Below are 16164 nucleotides of genomic sequence, written 5' to 3' on the forward strand. Positions count from 1 at the left end.
CGCGGATGGTCGCGCGGCACCGGTCCGACCGCGACGCCGCGCGGGCGCGTCGGCGGGTGCTCGAGGTGTGCGACGGGCTGCACGCCGAGCTGACCGCGGGGCAGCCGCCGACGGATGCCCTCGCCCGGATGGCTGTCGAGTGGCCGGTGCTGGCTCCGGTCAGCAGGACGGCGGTCGTGGGTGGCGACGTCCCCGCGGCGTTCCGCGACCTGGCGTCGTCGCCCGGCGCTGGGGACCTGCGGGTCGTCGGTGCCGCGTGGCAGGTCGCCCACCGCACCGGGCACGGGCTGGCCGATGCCCTGGCCCGGGTCGCCGCCGAGCTGCGCGAGTCCGACCAGGTCCGGCGGGTGGTCGCGGGCGAGCTCGCCTCGGCGCGCGCCACGGCCCGGCTGGTCGCCGGCCTGCCTCTGGTGGTGCTGGCGATGGGGAGCGGCGCCGGCGCCGACCCGTGGCGGTTCCTGCTCGGCGGGCCGTTCGGCCTCGCCTGCCTGGGCGGCGGCCTGGCCTGCGGTGTCGCGGGACTCGCGTGGATCGAGGCGCTCGCGCGCGACGTCGAGCGGGGCCGGTGAGGTGGGCGTCCTCGCTGCGCTGCTGGCAGGAGCAGCGCTCGCGCTCGCCGGTCGTCCGCGTGCCGCTGTCGTCGTCGCGTCCCGACGCGCGGACGGTGCCCTCCCGGGCCCCGCCGAGGGCCCGCTCCGACGATGGCGCCTCCTCTGGTCGCTGCTCGCCGGGGCGGGAGCCGCAGCCTTCGTCGGTGGGCCGGGCGCACCGCTCGTCGGCGGGGTGGTCGCGGTGACGGTCGGTGTCGTCGCGGCCCGCAGCGAGCCGCGCTCGGTCCGGCTCCGCCGGGAGGAGGTACGACGCGACCTCCCGCACGTCGTCGCCCTGCTCGGGGCGGCGCTGCGGTCCGGCGCGGCTCCGACCACGGCGCTCGACGTCGTCCGCCGCGCCCTGCCCGGGGCAGCGGCCGACGTGCTGGCTCCGGTCGCGGCGCGGCTCGCCCTCGGCACGGACCCGGCGGAGGTCTGGACCGTCGTCGCCCGCGACCCGGTGCTCGGTCCGCTGGGCGCCGCGCTGGCCCGGGCCCATCGGTCGGGCGCTCCCGTGGTGGACGCCGTCGAGCGGCTCTCGGTGGAGCTCGGGCGAGCGTCGCGGGCCGAGGTCGAGGACCGTGCGCGAGCGGTCGGCGTCCGTGCCGCGGTCCCGCTCGGGATCTGCCTCCTGCCGGCGTTCCTGCTGCTCGGCATCGTCCCGCTGGTGGCGGGTCTCGCCCGCTCCATCGCCGCGTGATTCCGCGTGATCGGCCGAGTGCACGACCAAGGTCGACGGTGACGACCGGCTCAACCCGGTCGGGATCGTCAACGAGCACAGTGGTGTGGTGGGCCTGCCGACGGTCATCGACCTGGTCAGCGTGTCCCCGGGCTCGCACACCGTGACGCTCGCCTGCAGGGAGAGTCCCTCCGACGTGCAGTTCGAGGACCTCCGCATCGGGGTGCTCGAGCTCGCCGGCGACTGACGCCCCCGGTGCCCTGCGGGCCGGCATCCGTCCCGGTCGGCCGCCGCCCGCCATCCTCTCCACAGGTCCGCGCCGGGCCGCCCGGATCGGTCGGTCCGGTCGCCCAGGCTCTCCTCGTCCCGGACCGCACCGGCGGTCCGACCGAGGAGGAGGCGACATGACCCCACCCACCACCCGACCAGCGCTGCGCTGCGTCGACGAGCAGGGCATCACCACGGCGGAGTACGCCGTCGGGACGGCGGCAGGTGCCGGCCTGGCCGGCCTGCTCTACAAGCTGCTGAGCGGAGGGTTCGGCGAAGGGATGCTGCGCCGGCTCTTCGACCACGTCTTCAGCCTGCTCGGCATCGGATGAGGCCGTCGGACCACCAGGCCCGCCGGTCTGGCCGGATCGAGGGCAGGCACGACATGAGGGGCGCGGTGACCGCCGAGCTGGCACTCGGGCTCCCGATCCTGCTCGCGGTCACCTCCGGGATGGTCTGGCTGCTGTCGGTCGGCGCGGCCCAGGTCCGCACCGTCGACGCGGCCCGGGAGGCAGCGCGCGCGGCGGCGCGCGGCGACGAGGTGGCGGTGGCGGGCGCCGTCGGCGAACGGGTCGCTCCCGACGGTGTCCGGGTCGAGGTCGCGCACGAGGCCGGCCGGGTGACGGCGCGGGCCGCCGGACACGTGCCGGGGCCGGGCGGCCTGTTCGACTTCCTGCCCGGTGCCGACGTACGGGCGGAGGCGGTCGCCGTGGTCGAGGAGGACGGGTGAGGGTGGCGGTCGACCGCGGCGCGGCGACGGTCGTGGTCGTCGCCTGCCTCGGCCTGGTGCTGCTCGTCGGCAGCGCGCTGGCGGTCGTCGCTGCGATGGTCACGGCGCACCGCTCCGCCCAGGCGGCCGCCGACCTGGCGGCGCTCGCGGGAGCGACGGCCGCGAGCGACGGCGCGGTGCCCTGCGCGGCCGCTGCCGACGTCGCGAGCGCCAACGGGGCGCGGTTGACCGACTGCGTCGTGGCGGACGGGGTCGTGACGGTGGCTGTCGAGGTGCCGGGTCCGCGGTGGCTCGGCCAGGACCACGACCTGTCGGCCCGGGCGCGGGCCGGTCCGGCCACGGCGATCTGACCAGCGCCGGGTTAGCCTCCCTCTCGCAGGGGGACCACCGCTCGGCACCGGGAGAACCAATGGGACGCGCACTCGGCACGATCGCCGCCACTGCAGCCGTGCTGCTGAGCCTGTCCGCCTGCAGTGGCTCCGACGGGGACGACGACTCGGGGTCCGGTGACGAGCCGTCGGCCGAGATCTCCTCGACCCTGTCGCCGCGGGAGGACAAGGCCGCGATCACCGCCGCCATCGCCGACTACGACAAGGCGCTCGTCGGTTTCAACGACGCGCAGGAGGTCACCGACGACCTCGCCGCCGTCACGACGGAGCAGTGGGCGGGGTCGTTGCTGACGAACTACGAGGACAACCTGTTCTCCAACGACCAGCAGATGATCGGCAGGTGGCGCACGATCGTCGGCGTCATCACCCTCGACGGCAACGAGGCCGAGGCCCGGGTCTGCAACGACGGCAGCAAGGTCTTCGTCGTCGATCGAGGGTCCGACAGCACCCGAGGCGCGCAGCCCCGTGGCCGCGCCCCCGGCACGGTCGCACTGGTCCTCGAGGAGGACGGCTGGAAGGTCGACGGCTACGCCGTCACCGACGGCCTCTGCTGACTCCCGCCGCCTCCCGCCGAAAATTCTTCGCGAAGTGGCGTAAGGAAACCGCGCTCCCATCCGTCTGCTGGGTGGGAGCCCTCGCGGGAGGGCGTGCAGAGGGGCGTGAGTCGGATGGCTGTTCTCGGGGAGCACGGCGGGGCGTGTGCGGAGGAACCGGAGGAGTGGGCGAGGCTCGAGGAGCGGCACCGGCAGGCTCACGGGCCGCTGGAGTCCGCGGCGGTCGTCGGGCTGGCTGAGCAGGGGTTCTGCGGGGCGTGCTCGGTCTGGCTGAGCTGCGCGGAGCGTGCCGAGCGCACGAGACACACCGGGTTGGCCGCCGGCGCGCCGTACGACGCAGGCCGGCGTCAGCCCCGGTTCTGGGTCAGGGCACTCACCCGGGCGTGACGCGCCTCAGGCGTTGTCGGTCTCCTCGCCCTCGTCGCCGCGGCGGCGCTCGGCCTTGTCGAGCTTCTCGGAGAGCTCCTCGAGGCGCTTCTGCTCCTTGCGGGCCTTCCAACCCTGCTTCGCGCCGTACTTGAGGAACCAGAGCCCGACGAACACCAGCGACGTGGCGACGACGGCGACGATGAACAGGGTGCTGGCGGACATCTCGATGCCGAGGAAGGTCGTGTGGACGTCGGTCTTGCCGTCGCTCGTGGTCGCTTCCTCGCCGGCCTTGAAGATGCCGAGCAGGATGCCGAGGGCGCCGATGGCGAGCAGGATGAGCCCGAAGATGACCATGCCCGGAGACTAGACCGCGAGCGCGTCAGCGGGCGAGCAACGCGTCGAGCAGCAGCACCGCACCCTGCTTGTCGAGGGGGTCGTTGCCGTTGCCGCACTTGGGGGACTGGATGCACGACGGGCAGCCGCTCACGCACTCGCAGGCGGCGATGGTCGCGCGGGTCGCGGTGAGCCACTCGCGGGCGACCGCGTAGCCGCGCTCGGCGAAGCCGGCTCCGCCCGGGTGGCCGTCGTGGACGAAGACGGTGAGGACGCCGGTGTCGGGGTGGCGTGCCGTCGAGACCCCGCCGATGTCCCACCGGTCGCAGGTCGCGAACAGCGGGAGCAGCCCGATCGAGCAGTGCTCGGCCGCATGAGCGGCCCCCGGCAGGTCGGTGCGCTCGAGCCCGCTCGCCTCGAGCACGTCGTCGGGCACCGTCCACCACACCGCACTGGTCCGCAGGGTGCGCTCCGGGAGGTCGAGCGGGGTCTCGTCGATCACCTCGCCGGTGCGGCTGCGCCGTCGGAGGTACGACGTCACCTGGTTGCTGACGTCGACGGACCCGAACGACACCCGGCACCGCCCCCACATCTCGTGGGAACGCTCCTCCACGATCGCGATGTCGGCGACGTCGCGAGCGGTCGTCGTCCAGTCGACGTCGGTGCGCCGGATCTCCGCGACGTGGGTCTCCAGGTCGAGGTGCTCGACCAGCCAGGTGTCGCCGCGGTGGACGTAGACCGCACCCGTGTGGGCCGTGGTGTGGGCCCGGCCTCCGTCGACCGTCCCGATCACGCGGCCGGTGTCGGCCTCGACGAGCTGGACCGCGGAGCCGCCGGTGGACCGGATGTCGGCGAGGTCGGCGGCGCGCCGCCGGTCGGTCCAGAACCAGCCCTGCGGCCGGCGCCGCAGGAGCCCGGCCGCGACCAGGTCGTCGAGCAGCCCGCGTGCGGTGGGCCCGAACAGGTCCAGGTCGGCCGGCGTGAGCGGCTGCTCCTGGGCGGCCGCGCACAGGTGCGGGCCGAGGACGTAGGGGTTGTCGGGGTCGAACACGGTGCCCTCGACGGGGCGGCCGAGCAGGGCCTCGGGATGGTGCACCAGGTAGGTGTCGAGCGGGTCGTCGCGCGCGATGAGCAGGCCCAGCGCCCCGCCGCCGGAGCGACCGGCCCGGCCGACCTGTTGCCAGAACGCCGCCCGGGTGCCGGGATAACCGGTGATGAGCACGGCGTCGAGCCCGCTGATGTCGATGCCGAGCTCGAGCGCGTTGGTGGCAGCCATCCCCATCAGACGGCCGCTGCGCAGTGCCTCCTCGAGCTCTCGCCGCTCCTCGGGCAGGTAGCCGCCCCGGTAGGAGTCGACCGTGCTGGCGAGGCCCGGTCCGATCTCGGCGAGCAGGTCGGACGCGCGTCGCGCGACCTGCTCGACCCCGCGCCGGGAGCGGACGAACGCGAGCGTCCGTACTCCCTCGACGACCAGGTCGGCCAACAGGTCGGCGGTCTCGGCTGCGGCGGGACGGCGGACCGGAGCACCCTGCTCCCCGGTGTAGGACGTCAGTGGCGGCTCCCAGAGCCCGAGCGCGACCTCACCCCGCGGCGAGGCGTCGTCGGTCACCGCCTCGACGGCCAGTCCGGTCAGCCGCTGCGCCGCGACCTCCGGCTCGGCCACGGTGGCGGACGCCAGGACGAAGGTCGGCGACGACCCGTGGAGCGCGCACACCCTGCGCAGCCGGCGCAGCACCTGGGCGACGTGGGCGCCGAACACGCCCCGGTAGTGGTGGCACTCGTCGACGACCACGTGGTCGACGGTCGCGAAGAACCGTGACCAGCGCTCGTGTTGGGGGAGCAGCGAGCGGTGGAGCATGTCGGGGTTGGTGAGGACGTACTCACCGTGGTCGCGGGTCCAGTCGCGCTGCTCCTGGCTGCTGTCGCCGTCGTGGGTGGCGACCCGGACGTCGAGCCCCAGGGCGTCGATGGCGGCCCGCTGGTCCTGGGCCAGCGCCTTGGTGGGCGCGAGGTAGAGCGTGCTCGACCCGCGCTGGCCGCGCGGCCCGCGCGCCGCCCGCGTGGCCGTGAGCGCCGGCAGCAGGTAGGCCAGGGACTTGCCGGACGCCGTGCCGGTCGCGAGCACGACGTGCTGCCGTTCGTGGGCGAGATCGGCGGCCCGCACCTGGTGGCGCCACGGGAGCTCGATCCCGCGGGTGGTGAACGCGGCGACGACCTCGGGGTCGGCCCAGGACGGCCAGGGCGCGGTCGCCGCCTGACGGGCAGGGATCCGCTCCAGGTGGGTCAGCCGGTCCTCCCGGGTCGACCCGGCCGCGAGCCGCCCGAGCAGCGCCACCGGGTCGGCGGCACCGGGCCCGAGCGGGGTCCGGGCGGTCACGGCGGCGGTCATGAGGCCATTGTCACCATCAGGTCCGACAAAAGGAGACGGCGGAGCCGACGGCAGTCGTGGTAGGACTGACGTGGTTTGATAACCGCGAGATATCGCGACTCTTTCTCTGGGATGGACATCGTGGACCTGACACTGTCGACGCGCGAGGTCGGTGGCCGCACCGTCGTCGCCGTGGGGGGCGAGATCGACGTCTACACCGCGCCCAAGCTGCGTGACGCGATCACGGAGCTGGTGGCCGCAGGCAGCTATGACCTCGTCATCGACATGGAGAAGGTCGAGTTCCTCGACTCCACCGGTCTCGGCGTGCTCGTCGGGGGCCTGAAGAAGGTCCGTGCCCACGAGGGCTCGCTCCAGCTGGTCTGCAACCAGGACCGGCTGCTGAAGATCTTCCGGATCACGGGTCTGGCCAAGGTGTTCACCATCCACGAGTCCACCGAAGCCGCCCTGGCCTGATCGCACGAGCGTGTCGCGGTCGAGGTCAGCGTGGGTAGCCGCTGTCCGGCGGCTTGAGGGCTCCAGCGGTAGGGACGACCCGTCCACCCCTTGAACTTGGCTGAGTGACCCCGGTCACACCCCTCGTGTGTTCTGCGCCACACCGTGCGTAGACTCCGGCGCGTTCCCCGACGTGCGCCGTCTCTCGGCGCACCCCCGAACCCCTTGGAGGAAACGCATGCCCGGGATTCTTCCCGCTGTCGTGGAGGTCGAAGGCGGTGACTTCGTGCTGGTCGCGGTGGTGGCTGCCATCGCGCTCGGATCACTCGCGATGGCCGTCATCTTCCGCCAGCAGGTGCTCGCCGCCGGCGAGGGCACCGAGAACATGCGCCGCATCGCGCAGGCCGTCCAGGAAGGCGCCAACGCCTACCTGACCCGCCAGTTCCGGACCCTCGCGGTCTTCGCGGCCATCGCCTTCTTCGCGCTCATGGCGCTGCCCGCCGACGACACGACCGTGCGGATCTTCCGCTCGGTGTTCTTCCTGGTCGGAGCCGGCTTCTCCGGCGCGATCGGCTACCTGGGCATGTCGCTGGCGGTGCGCGCCAACCTGCGGGTCGCCGCGGCCGCCAACGAGCAGGGTCGCGACCCGGCCATGAACATCGGCTTCCGCACCGGTGCGTTCGTCGGCATGGCGACCGTCGGGCTCGGCCTGCTCGGCGCCAGCGTCGTCGTGCTCGCGTTCCAGGACGACGCCCCGCACGTGCTCGAGGGCTTCGGCTTCGGTGCCGCGCTGCTCGCCATGTTCATGCGTGTCGGCGGAGGCATCTTCACCAAGGCTGCCGACGTCGGCGCCGACCTGGTCGGCAAGGTCGAGCAGAACATCCCCGAGGACGACCCGCGCAACGCGGCGACCATCGCCGACAACGTGGGCGACAACGTCGGCGACTGCGCCGGTATGGCGGCCGACCTGTTCGAGTCCTACGCCGTCACCCTCGTCGCCGCGCTGATCCTCGGCTCGCAGGCGTTCGGCGACCAGGGCCTGGTGTTCCCGCTCATCGTCCCCGCGATCGGTGCGCTCTCCGCGATCGCCGGTGTCTTCCTCACCAAGCCGCGGGCCGGCGAGCACGGTCTGAAGACGATCAACCGCGCGTTCTACCAGTCGGCCGCCGTCGGCGCCGTCGCCAGCGCGATCGCCGCCTTCGTCTACCTGCCCTCCGAGTGGAGCGAGTTCGGGACGGGTGTCGAGGCCGACCTCAGCCCGCCGGTCTTCGCCGCGGGCGCCGTGGTCATCGGCATCGTGCTCGCCGCTGCGATCCTCGCGCTGACCGGCTACTTCACCGGCACCGACCACCGCCCGGTCAAGGACGTCGCCGAGACGTCGCTCACCGGGCACGCGACCGTGATCCTGTCCGGCCTGTCGGTCGGTCTGGAGTCGGCGGTCTACACCGCGATCGTCATCGGCACGGCCGTGTTCGGCGCAGCGCTCCTCGCGGGCGGCTCGACCGGTCTGGCCCTCTTCGCGGTCGCGCTCGCCGGTTGCGGGCTGCTCACCACCGTCGGCGTCATCGTGGCCATGGACACCTTCGGTCCGGTCTCCGACAACGCCCAGGGCATCGCGGAGATGTCGGGTGACGTCAGCCCCGAGGGCGCGCAGATCCTCACCGAGCTCGACGCCGTCGGCAACACCACCAAGGCGATCACCAAGGGCATCGCGATCGCGACCGCCGTCCTCGCGGCGAGCGCGCTCTTCGCGTCCTACACCCAGAGCGCGTTCGAGGAGATCAGCCTGGCGGACGCAGACGCGCTCAGCGCGAGCTTCCTGGTGTACGACGCCAAGCTCATCGTGGGTGCCCTGCTGGGCGCCGGTGTGGTGTTCCTCTTCTCGGGCCTCGCCATCAACGCGGTCGGCCGTGCGGCCGGCGCCGTGGTGATGGAGGTGCGGCGCCAGTTCCGCGACATCCCCGGGATCATGGAGGGCACCGGTCGTCCGGAGTACGGCAAGGTCGTCGACATCGTCACCCGTGACTCGCTCCGTGAGCTGGCCACGCCCGGCATCCTCGCGATCCTCGCGCCGATCGCCGTCGGCTTCGGTCTCGGCGTCGGTCCGCTGGCGGGCTTCCTCGTCGGCGCGATCGCGTCCGGCACCCTGATGGCGGTGTTCCTCGCCAACGCGGGTGGCGCCTGGGACAACGCGAAGAAGCTGGTCGAGGACGGCCACCACGGTGGCAAGGGGTCCGAGGCGCACGCCGCCACGATCACCGGCGACACCGTCGGTGACCCGTTCAAGGACACCGCCGGCCCGGCGATCAACCCGCTGCTCAAGGTGATGAACCTGGTCTCGCTGCTCATCGTGGGCGCCATCGTCAGCCTCTCCTACGGCAAGGACGAGAACGACCTGGTGCGGATCCTCATCGCGCTCGCGGCTGCCTCCGGCATCGCGGTCGCGGTGTACATCTCCAAGCAGCGCCAGTCGACGATGGGTGACGACATCCCGGCCGCGGAGCCGGCCGCCGACACCGTCTGACCGTCGAGGACAGCAGCACCGGACCGGCCCGGTCTCCCGAAGGGGGGACCGGGCCGGTCCGCGTCCGGGTAACATCCCCGGCGAGGGGCGTTCCGCGCAGACGCGGGGTGCGGGATCGATTCGGGAGTGAATGACGTGATGGGACGCATGGGGGCGATCCGGGCTGTCGGCCTGGGCGCGGTAGCGATGACGGTGACGGGGCTCGGCGTGATCAGCGCGCCGACGGCGCAGGCGGCCGACCCGTCGTTCCCGGCGCCCAACAGCGGGCACTGGTCCGTGGTCTTCCAGACCAAGGAGGGCGTGGCCGGCCCGGCGACCGAGGACCGCGAGGACCTCAACGACGTCACCGCGGCCCACCTCAACCTGGTGCCCGTCGACAGCACGCTCAACCCGACGACCGGCAAGTCGACCAAGCCGGAGACGGCGTTCGTCTACGCCGACTTCGAGCACGTCTACTTCCGCTTCCACGTCGCGGCCCTCCCGGGCAACGCGGCGGGCGGCTACGTCGTCCAGTTCGACTCCGACGGCACGGCCGGCTGGGAGAAGGCGGTGCGGTACGACGACCAGACCGACACGATCACCCTCTGGAGCGGCGCCAACGAGAAGGTCAACGAGGACGGCGCCGTGGTCGCCACCATCCCCGCGACCGCGCTCAACGCGACGACGTACGCCGGTGCCGGTGGCGACGGCTACGTCGCCTGGGCCGTCTCCCGGGCCGACCTGACCACCGCGGGCCTGCCGCTCGCGACCGACCTGCGCACCGTCATGGGCAGCACCTCGTCGACCGGCGCGGGCCTCGACGCCAAGAAGGGCGGCCTGCTCGGCAGCGGCATCCCGACCGACGACGTGCTCGGCGCCGTGCCGTGGTCCGGCGGTCTGCTCGGCGGCGCCCCCGCGTGGGACACGCTGGCGACCAACTCGATCAACCTCGAGGCGACCGACGACGACGACGACGGCATCGTCGACGGCGTCGACAACTGCCCGGGGACGGCGAACCCGACCCAGGTCGACTACGACGACGACAGTCTCGGTGACGAGTGTGACCAGTTCCCGGCCGGGCCCGACCCCGACGGTGACGGCGTCGGCCTCCTCGACGACGACTGCCCGGAGCGACCCGGCCTGCTCGAGAACGGCTGCGTCGCCCGCTCCATCACCACCGCGACCCTGCGCTACAGCGCCCGCAAGAAGGCCTTCACCGGCCTGGTCCGCGCCGACTACGACCAGTGCCTGCCGCGCCGCGGCGTCGCCGTCTACAAGATCGTCTCCGGCCCCGACAAGCTCCAGGGCTCGGGCAAGACCGACGCGACCGGCAAGTTCGTCCTCGCCAAGCGCGGCACCAAGGGCAAGTACTACCTGCGGGTCGACCCGAGGAACATCTACGACAAGGGCGTGGCCTGCTTCGGCGTGAAGTCGCCGAAGATGGAGATTCGCTGACCGAGGTCGCGCTCGCGGGCCCGCTCCGCGACGCGCTGCTCGCCGCCGACTTCACCTACGACGCGATCGCCGACCGGCTCGGGCCGGAGGCGCACGCGGCGCTCTCCCGCAACGAGACGACCCCGGCGCTGCGGCGGACGACGGGCGGCGACCCGCTCGCGACGCTGGTCCGGCTGTTCCTGCTCCAGGGCAGCGTCCCGCTCGCCGACGCCGAGCGGGTCCTGCCGGGTCTCGTCGACCGGCTCTGCGCGTCCGGCGTGCTGGCCCAGTCGGTCGGGGAGGTCGCGGCGCGGCTCGACTGCCGTCCCTACGGGACCGACGACGGGACCGACCTCTGGGTCGTCAGCGACCTGACGCCCGGCCTCGACGGCGCACCCCAGCGGGTGACGTCGGACTACGTGCTCGGCATCAGCCCGGCGTCGACCTCGCTGGCCCAGCTGACCCTGCGGCACGACGTCACCAGCGCCCTCGACCTCGGCACCGGCTGCGGCGTCCAGGCGCTCCACCTGGCCGCCCACGCCGACCGGGTGGTGGCGACCGACGTCAACCGACGTGCGCTCGACCTGGCGCGGTTCAACGCCGAGCTCAACGAGGTGGGCGACCGCATCGAGGTGCGTGACGGCTCGTTCTTCGCACCGGTGGCGGGCGAGCGCTACGACCTGATCGCCACGAACCCCCCGTTCGTCATCTCCCCGGCCACCGGGGAGCGCCTCGTCTACCGCGACTCCGGGCTCCCCGGCGACCGGGTCGTCGAGCACATCGTCCGCTCGGCGCCCGACCACCTCACCGACGGCGGCTGGTGCCAGGTGCTCGCCAACTGGGCGGTGCACGCCGACCAGCCGTGGGACGAGCGGCTGGCGGGCTGGCTGCCCGACGACTGCGACGCGCTCGTGGTCCAGCGCGAGGTCCTCGCCCCGGCGTCGTACGTCGAGCTGTGGCTGAAGGACTCCGGCCACCACCCGTCGACGGGGAGGGGCTCGGCGGAGGAGGCCCGCGAGTACGTGCGCCGCTACGACACCTGGCTGGCGTGGCTGGAGGAGCAGCGGATCACCGGCATCGGCTTCGGCTGGATCAACCTGCACCGCACGGGCGGGTCCGCGCGCGAGCTGGTCGACTGGCCCTACGACGTCGAGCAGCCCATCGCTCCCGCGATCGGCGCGTGGGCCGCGGCGCAGGGCTCCGTCGTCGACCTCGGGTCGCACCTCGCCGTCCGTGCGGACGTCCAGCAGGAGACCGTCGGCGCCGCGGGCGCGGAGGACCCGGCGACGATCCTGCTGCGCCAGCAGCGCGGACTGCGCCGCGCCCGGCAGGTCGACACCGCCCTCGCCGCGGTCACCGGCGCCTGTGACGGCGACCTGCCGGTCGGGGCGATCCTCGACGCCGTCGCCCAGCTCCTCGACCTCGATCCCGAGGCGACCCGCGAGCAGTACCTCCCCGAGCTGACGGCGATGGTGCGCGAGGGCTACCTGGTGGTCGCAGGCGTCGAGTAGGGCGGTCCCCGTGGGGCAGACTGGCCCCCGTGACCCACGCCGGCTGGTACCCCGATCCCTCCGGTCAGCCTCAGACCTACCGCTACTGGGACGGCTCGTCCTGGAGCGAGCAGACGTCGGGCGACCCCTACGCGACCCCGCCGGTCGCGGACGCGCCGCCGGCACCGCCGCCGACCATGCCGACCACGATGGCGCCGACCCCGGCGCCACCCTCGGCTCCGGTTCCGCCGGCACCGCCGACCCCCTACGGGCAGCAGGCGGCGTATGGGCAGGTCCCACCTCCGCCGTCAGCCGGGGGCTACGGCCAGCCCGCGCCCGCGTTCCCGCCCTCGCCCAACGGGGGCAACGTGCGGAACCCGCGCCTCCTCATCGCCCTCGTGGTCGGTGTCCTGACGCTCTTCCTCGTCCTCGCCGCCGCCGGGTTCATCGTCTTCGCGACGACCGGCGACGACACGAAGGACGCCGACGACACGAGCGCGACCGACGGCACCAGCCCGGAGCCGCCCACCCCGCCGACCCCGCCGACGTCGCCGACCGCCCCCGACACCACCGCTCCGACCGACACGACGACGACCGACGGCACGGAGACGACCGCCCAGCAGTGCCTCGGCGGTCGGCCTCGGCCCGCGGTCGACCCGGCCGCGGACGCACAGCAGATCAGCACCAGCGGCCTCACCATCCCGGTGCCCGACGGCTACGCCCCGGAGACGGCGTACGCGCCGGCGTTCACGTTCGCCAACGCGTTCATCCCGCTCCAGATGGCCATCGAGGAGGGCAGCGAGTACGGCTGGGTCTCCATCTACGGCATCGGCGGCGTCGAGAAGGCCAACGGCTTCACCGACCCCGCGCAGGCGGCGGAGGTCGTGATGACCTGCATGGCCGCCTCGCCCGAGCTCTACCGCGGGTTCAGCGGCCGGACCGACCTGAGCTCGGGGCCGGTGACGATCGATGGCACCCCGGGCTTCCAGGTCACCGCCGAGCTGCGCGTCGACGACCCCAACATCACGCTCGAGGGAGACGTCGCGCAGGTGGTCGTCGTGGACACCGGCGACGCCGAGACCTTCGGTCTCTACATCACCGTGGTGCCGATCGGGGACGACGCCCTCATCGCCCAGCAGGCGGCCTTCCTCGACCGGATCACGGTCGACTGAGCTGGCCCTGCCAGGCACCCCCGACGGTCCCATCCGCCGCTCGGAGGGTGGAGGAGTGGACAGCACGCGCTACCGTCATGCGTCGTACGACCCATGTCTGAGCAGTGAAGAAGGTCCCGAGTGGCACACAAGTTGGTGATCGTCGAGTCACCGGCCAAGGCCCGCACGATCGGCGGGTACCTCGGCGACGGTTATGTCGTCGAGTCCTCGATCGGTCACATCCGTGACCTCCCGAACAACGCCGCCGACACCCCCGCGAAGATCAAGGACAAGCCGTGGGGACGGCTGGCGATCGACGTCGAGAACGGCTTCGAGCCGTACTACGTCGTGCCGCGCGACAAGAAGAGCCACATCTCCAAGCTCAAGGGCCTGCTCAAGGACGCCGACGAGCTCTACCTCGCCACCGATGAGGACCGCGAGGGAGAGGCGATCGCCTGGCACCTGCTCGACGAGCTGAAGCCGAAGAACATCCCCGTGAAGCGGATGGTCTTCCACGAGATCACCAAGGCGGCCATCCAGGAGGCGGCCGCCAACCCGCGCGAGCTCGACATGGACCTCGTTCAGGCGCAGGAGACCCGCCGTCTCCTCGACCGCCTCTACGGCTACGAGGTCTCACCGGTCCTGTGGCGCAAGGTCATGTCGGGCCTGTCCGCCGGCCGGGTGCAGTCCGTCGCCACCCGGCTGGTCGTCGACCGCGAGAAGGAGCGGATGGCGTTCCGCGTCGCGTCGTACTGGGACCTCGAGGGGACCTTCGACGCCGGCTCGAAGCACGACCAGCGGATGTTCCCCGCCAAGCTGCACTCGATCGACGGCACCCGGGTCGCCTCAGGCAGCAACTTCGGACCCGACGGACTGCTCAAGGAACGGGCCGACGTCGTCCACGTCGACCGGGCCCGGGCCGAGGCGCTCGTCAGCGCCCTGGCGGACTCCTCGTACGACGTGCGCTCGGTCGAGTCCAAGCCCTACCGCCGCTCGCCGTACCCGCCGTTCCGGACGACCACCCTCCAGCAGGAGGCCAGCCGCAAGCTCGGGATGAGCGCCAGCGTCACCATGTCGGTCGCGCAGCGCCTCTACGAGAACGGCTACATCACCTACATGCGTACCGACTCCACGACGCTGTCGGGGAGCGCCATCGGGGCGGCGCGGTCACAGGTGAGCGAGCTCTACGGCAGCGAGTACCTGCCGGACGCGCCGCGGACCTACACGAGCAAGGTCAAGAACGCCCAGGAGGCGCACGAGGCCATCCGTCCTGCGGGTGAGTCGTTCCGCACCCCGGCGCAGACCGGCCTCACCGGCGACCAGTTCCGCCTCTACGAGCTGATCTGGATGCGGACCGTCGCCTCCCAGATGAAGGACGCCGTCGGCCAGTCGGTCTCGGTGCGGATCGGCGGCGCGTCCTCGGCCGGCGAGGACGTGGTCTTCTCCGCGTCGGGTCGCGTCATCACCTTCCACGGCTTCCTCAAGGCCTACGTCGAGGGCACCGACGAGGGCGGGGCCAAGGACGACCAGGAGACCCGGCTGCCCGCGCTCGTCGAGGGCGACGCGGTGTCGGCGGCCTCGCTCACTGCCAACGGCCACGAGACCAAGCCGCCGTCGCGCTTCACCGAGGCCACGCTGATCAAGGAGCTCGAGGACCGCCAGATCGGCCGGCCGTCGACGTACGCCTCGATCATCGGCACCATCCTCAACCGCGGCTACGTCTACAAGAAGGGCACCGCGCTGGTGCCCGCGTGGATCGCGTTCTCCGTCGTACGCCTCCTCGAGGAGCACTTCACACGGCTCATCGACTACGACTTCACCGCGCTGATGGAGACCGTCCTCGACGACATCGCCAACGGCGAGAAGGACCGGACCACCGAGCTCACCGAGTTCTACTACGGGTCGGACAAGCTGGCCGGCGTCAAGGCGCTGGTCGACGGTCTCGGCGACATCGACGCGAAGGCGCTGGCGACGTTCCCGGTCGGCGACCCGGCGGAGGGCATCGACCTCCGCGTCGGCAAGTACGGCCCCTACCTCGAGGGACCGGGCGACGATGGTGCGCCCGCGGCCAAGCGGGCCAACGTGCCCGACGACCTCCCGCCCGACGAGCTGACCGTCGCCAAGGCCAAGGAGCTGCTGGCCAACCCGGCGGGCGAGGAGATCGAGCTCGGCAACCACCCCGAGACCGGCCTGCGCGTCGTGGCGAAGAACGGCCGGTTCGGCCCCTACGTCACCGAGGACCTCCCCGAGGACGCCCCCAAGTCGGCCAAGGCCCGCACCGGGTCGCTCTTCAAGTCGATGTCCCTCGACACCGTGACCCTCGCCGACGCCATGAAGCTCCTCGAGCTGCCGCGCGTCGTCGGTGAGGACCCGGAGTCCAAGGAGGAGATCACCGCCCAGAACGGCCGCTACGGGCCGTACCTGAAGAAGGGCACCGACTCCCGGTCGCTGACGACCGAGGACCAGATCTTCGCGATCACGCTCGACGAGGCGCTGGCGATCTACGCGCAGCCCAAGCAGCGCGGTCGGGCGGCCGCGGCGCCGCCGCTCAAGGAGCTCGGCAACGACCCGGTCTCCGGTCAGCCGATCGTCGTGAAGGCCGGCCGCTTCGGGGAGTACGTCACCGACGGCGAGTTCAACGCGACCTTGCGCAAGGACGACTCGGTCGAGGCGATCACCCTCGAGCGGGCCGCCGAGCTGCTGGCGGAGCGCCGCGCGAAGGGCCCGGCCAAGAAGACCGCCAAGCGCGGGGCCAAGAAGGCGCCGGCGAAGAAGACGGCGGCTAAGAAGACCACCAAGAAGGCGCCGGCGAAGAAGGCCGCCGCCAAGAAGTCGGCGGCCAAGAAGAGCTGAG

At 72.5% G+C, this 16164-nt stretch carries 16 protein-coding genes; 14 read left to right on the top strand and 2 right to left on the bottom strand.

Going from position 1 to position 16164, the window contains the following annotated elements:
• The 8 genes from H0487_RS03620 to H0487_RS03655 all read left to right on the top strand — a co-directional run.
• The coding region (locus H0487_RS03620; protein ID WP_183092868.1) for a type II secretion system F family protein at positions 1-569 on the top strand (569 nt) is incomplete at its 5' end.
• A gap of 1 nt (position 570) precedes the next feature.
• A complete protein-coding gene (locus H0487_RS03625) occupies positions 571-1290 on the top strand; it encodes a type II secretion system F family protein (protein ID WP_183092869.1) in 720 nt (239 codons plus the stop codon).
• Positions 1291-1378: 88 nt separating this feature from the next.
• Positions 1379-1516, top strand: a complete 138-nt coding sequence (locus H0487_RS03630; protein WP_183092870.1) for a hypothetical protein — start codon at positions 1379-1381, stop codon at positions 1514-1516.
• 157 nt (positions 1517-1673) lie between these two features.
• Complete coding sequence (locus H0487_RS03635; protein ID WP_183092871.1) at positions 1674-1868, top strand: DUF4244 domain-containing protein; 195 nt, start codon at positions 1674-1676, stop codon at positions 1866-1868.
• 65 nt (positions 1869-1933) lie between these two features.
• Positions 1934-2266, top strand: coding sequence for a TadE family type IV pilus minor pilin (locus H0487_RS23165; protein ID WP_312855809.1), 333 nt, complete (start codon positions 1934-1936; stop codon positions 2264-2266).
• Positions 2263-2616, top strand: a complete 354-nt coding sequence (locus tag H0487_RS23170; protein WP_183092873.1) for an Rv3654c family TadE-like protein — start codon at positions 2263-2265, stop codon at positions 2614-2616. Before H0487_RS23165 ends, H0487_RS23170 begins: the two co-directional genes overlap by 4 nt.
• Before the next feature lie 59 nt (positions 2617-2675).
• Positions 2676-3209, top strand: coding sequence for a hypothetical protein (locus tag H0487_RS03650; protein WP_183092874.1), 534 nt, complete (start codon positions 2676-2678; stop codon positions 3207-3209).
• A gap of 114 nt (positions 3210-3323) precedes the next feature.
• A complete protein-coding gene (locus H0487_RS03655; RefSeq protein WP_183092875.1) occupies positions 3324-3596 on the top strand; it encodes a hypothetical protein in 273 nt (90 codons plus the stop codon).
• A 6-nt stretch (positions 3597-3602) separates the two neighbouring features.
• On the opposite strand, the gene H0487_RS03660 is transcribed toward H0487_RS03655, so the two are convergent.
• Positions 3603-3932 (bottom strand): hypothetical protein, encoded by a 330-nt coding sequence (locus H0487_RS03660; protein WP_183092876.1) that lies wholly within the window; start codon positions 3930-3932, stop codon positions 3603-3605.
• 25 nt (positions 3933-3957) lie between these two features.
• Entirely contained in the window at positions 3958-6300 is a 2343-nt protein-coding gene (locus tag H0487_RS03665) for a DNA 3'-5' helicase SftH (RefSeq protein WP_183092877.1), read from the bottom strand.
• 111 nt (positions 6301-6411) lie between these two features.
• Between H0487_RS03665 and H0487_RS03670 the strand changes: the two genes are divergently transcribed.
• The 6 genes from H0487_RS03670 to topA all read left to right on the top strand — a co-directional run bounded on the left by H0487_RS03670 (position 6412) and on the right by topA (position 16163).
• Positions 6412-6753, top strand: coding sequence for an STAS domain-containing protein (locus tag H0487_RS03670; protein WP_220793055.1), 342 nt, complete (start codon positions 6412-6414; stop codon positions 6751-6753).
• A 217-nt stretch (positions 6754-6970) separates the two neighbouring features.
• A complete protein-coding gene (locus H0487_RS03675) occupies positions 6971-9256 on the top strand; it encodes a sodium-translocating pyrophosphatase (protein WP_183092879.1) in 2286 nt (761 codons plus the stop codon).
• Between the two features lie 138 nt (positions 9257-9394).
• The gene (locus H0487_RS03680) at positions 9395-10690 is read left to right on the top strand and encodes a hypothetical protein (RefSeq protein ID WP_183092880.1); all 1296 of its coding nucleotides are present in this window, start codon (positions 9395-9397) and stop codon (positions 10688-10690) included.
• Between the two features lie 35 nt (positions 10691-10725).
• Positions 10726-12180: a DUF7059 domain-containing protein gene (locus tag H0487_RS03685; protein WP_312855811.1), complete on the top strand. Its 1455-nt coding sequence runs from the start codon at positions 10726-10728 to the stop codon at positions 12178-12180.
• 29 nt (positions 12181-12209) lie between these two features.
• Positions 12210-13331 (top strand): DUF2510 domain-containing protein, encoded by a 1122-nt coding sequence (locus tag H0487_RS03690; RefSeq protein WP_183092881.1) that lies wholly within the window; start codon positions 12210-12212, stop codon positions 13329-13331.
• Positions 13332-13451: 120 nt separating this feature from the next.
• Positions 13452-16163 (top strand): type I DNA topoisomerase, encoded by a 2712-nt coding sequence (gene topA / locus H0487_RS03695; protein ID WP_183092882.1) that lies wholly within the window; start codon positions 13452-13454, stop codon positions 16161-16163.
• The last annotated feature ends 1 nt before the right edge of the window (position 16164 follow it).

Source organism: Nocardioides stalactiti, from assembly GCF_014180715.1.
GTDB lineage: Bacteria > Actinomycetota > Actinomycetes > Propionibacteriales > Nocardioidaceae > Nocardioides > Nocardioides stalactiti.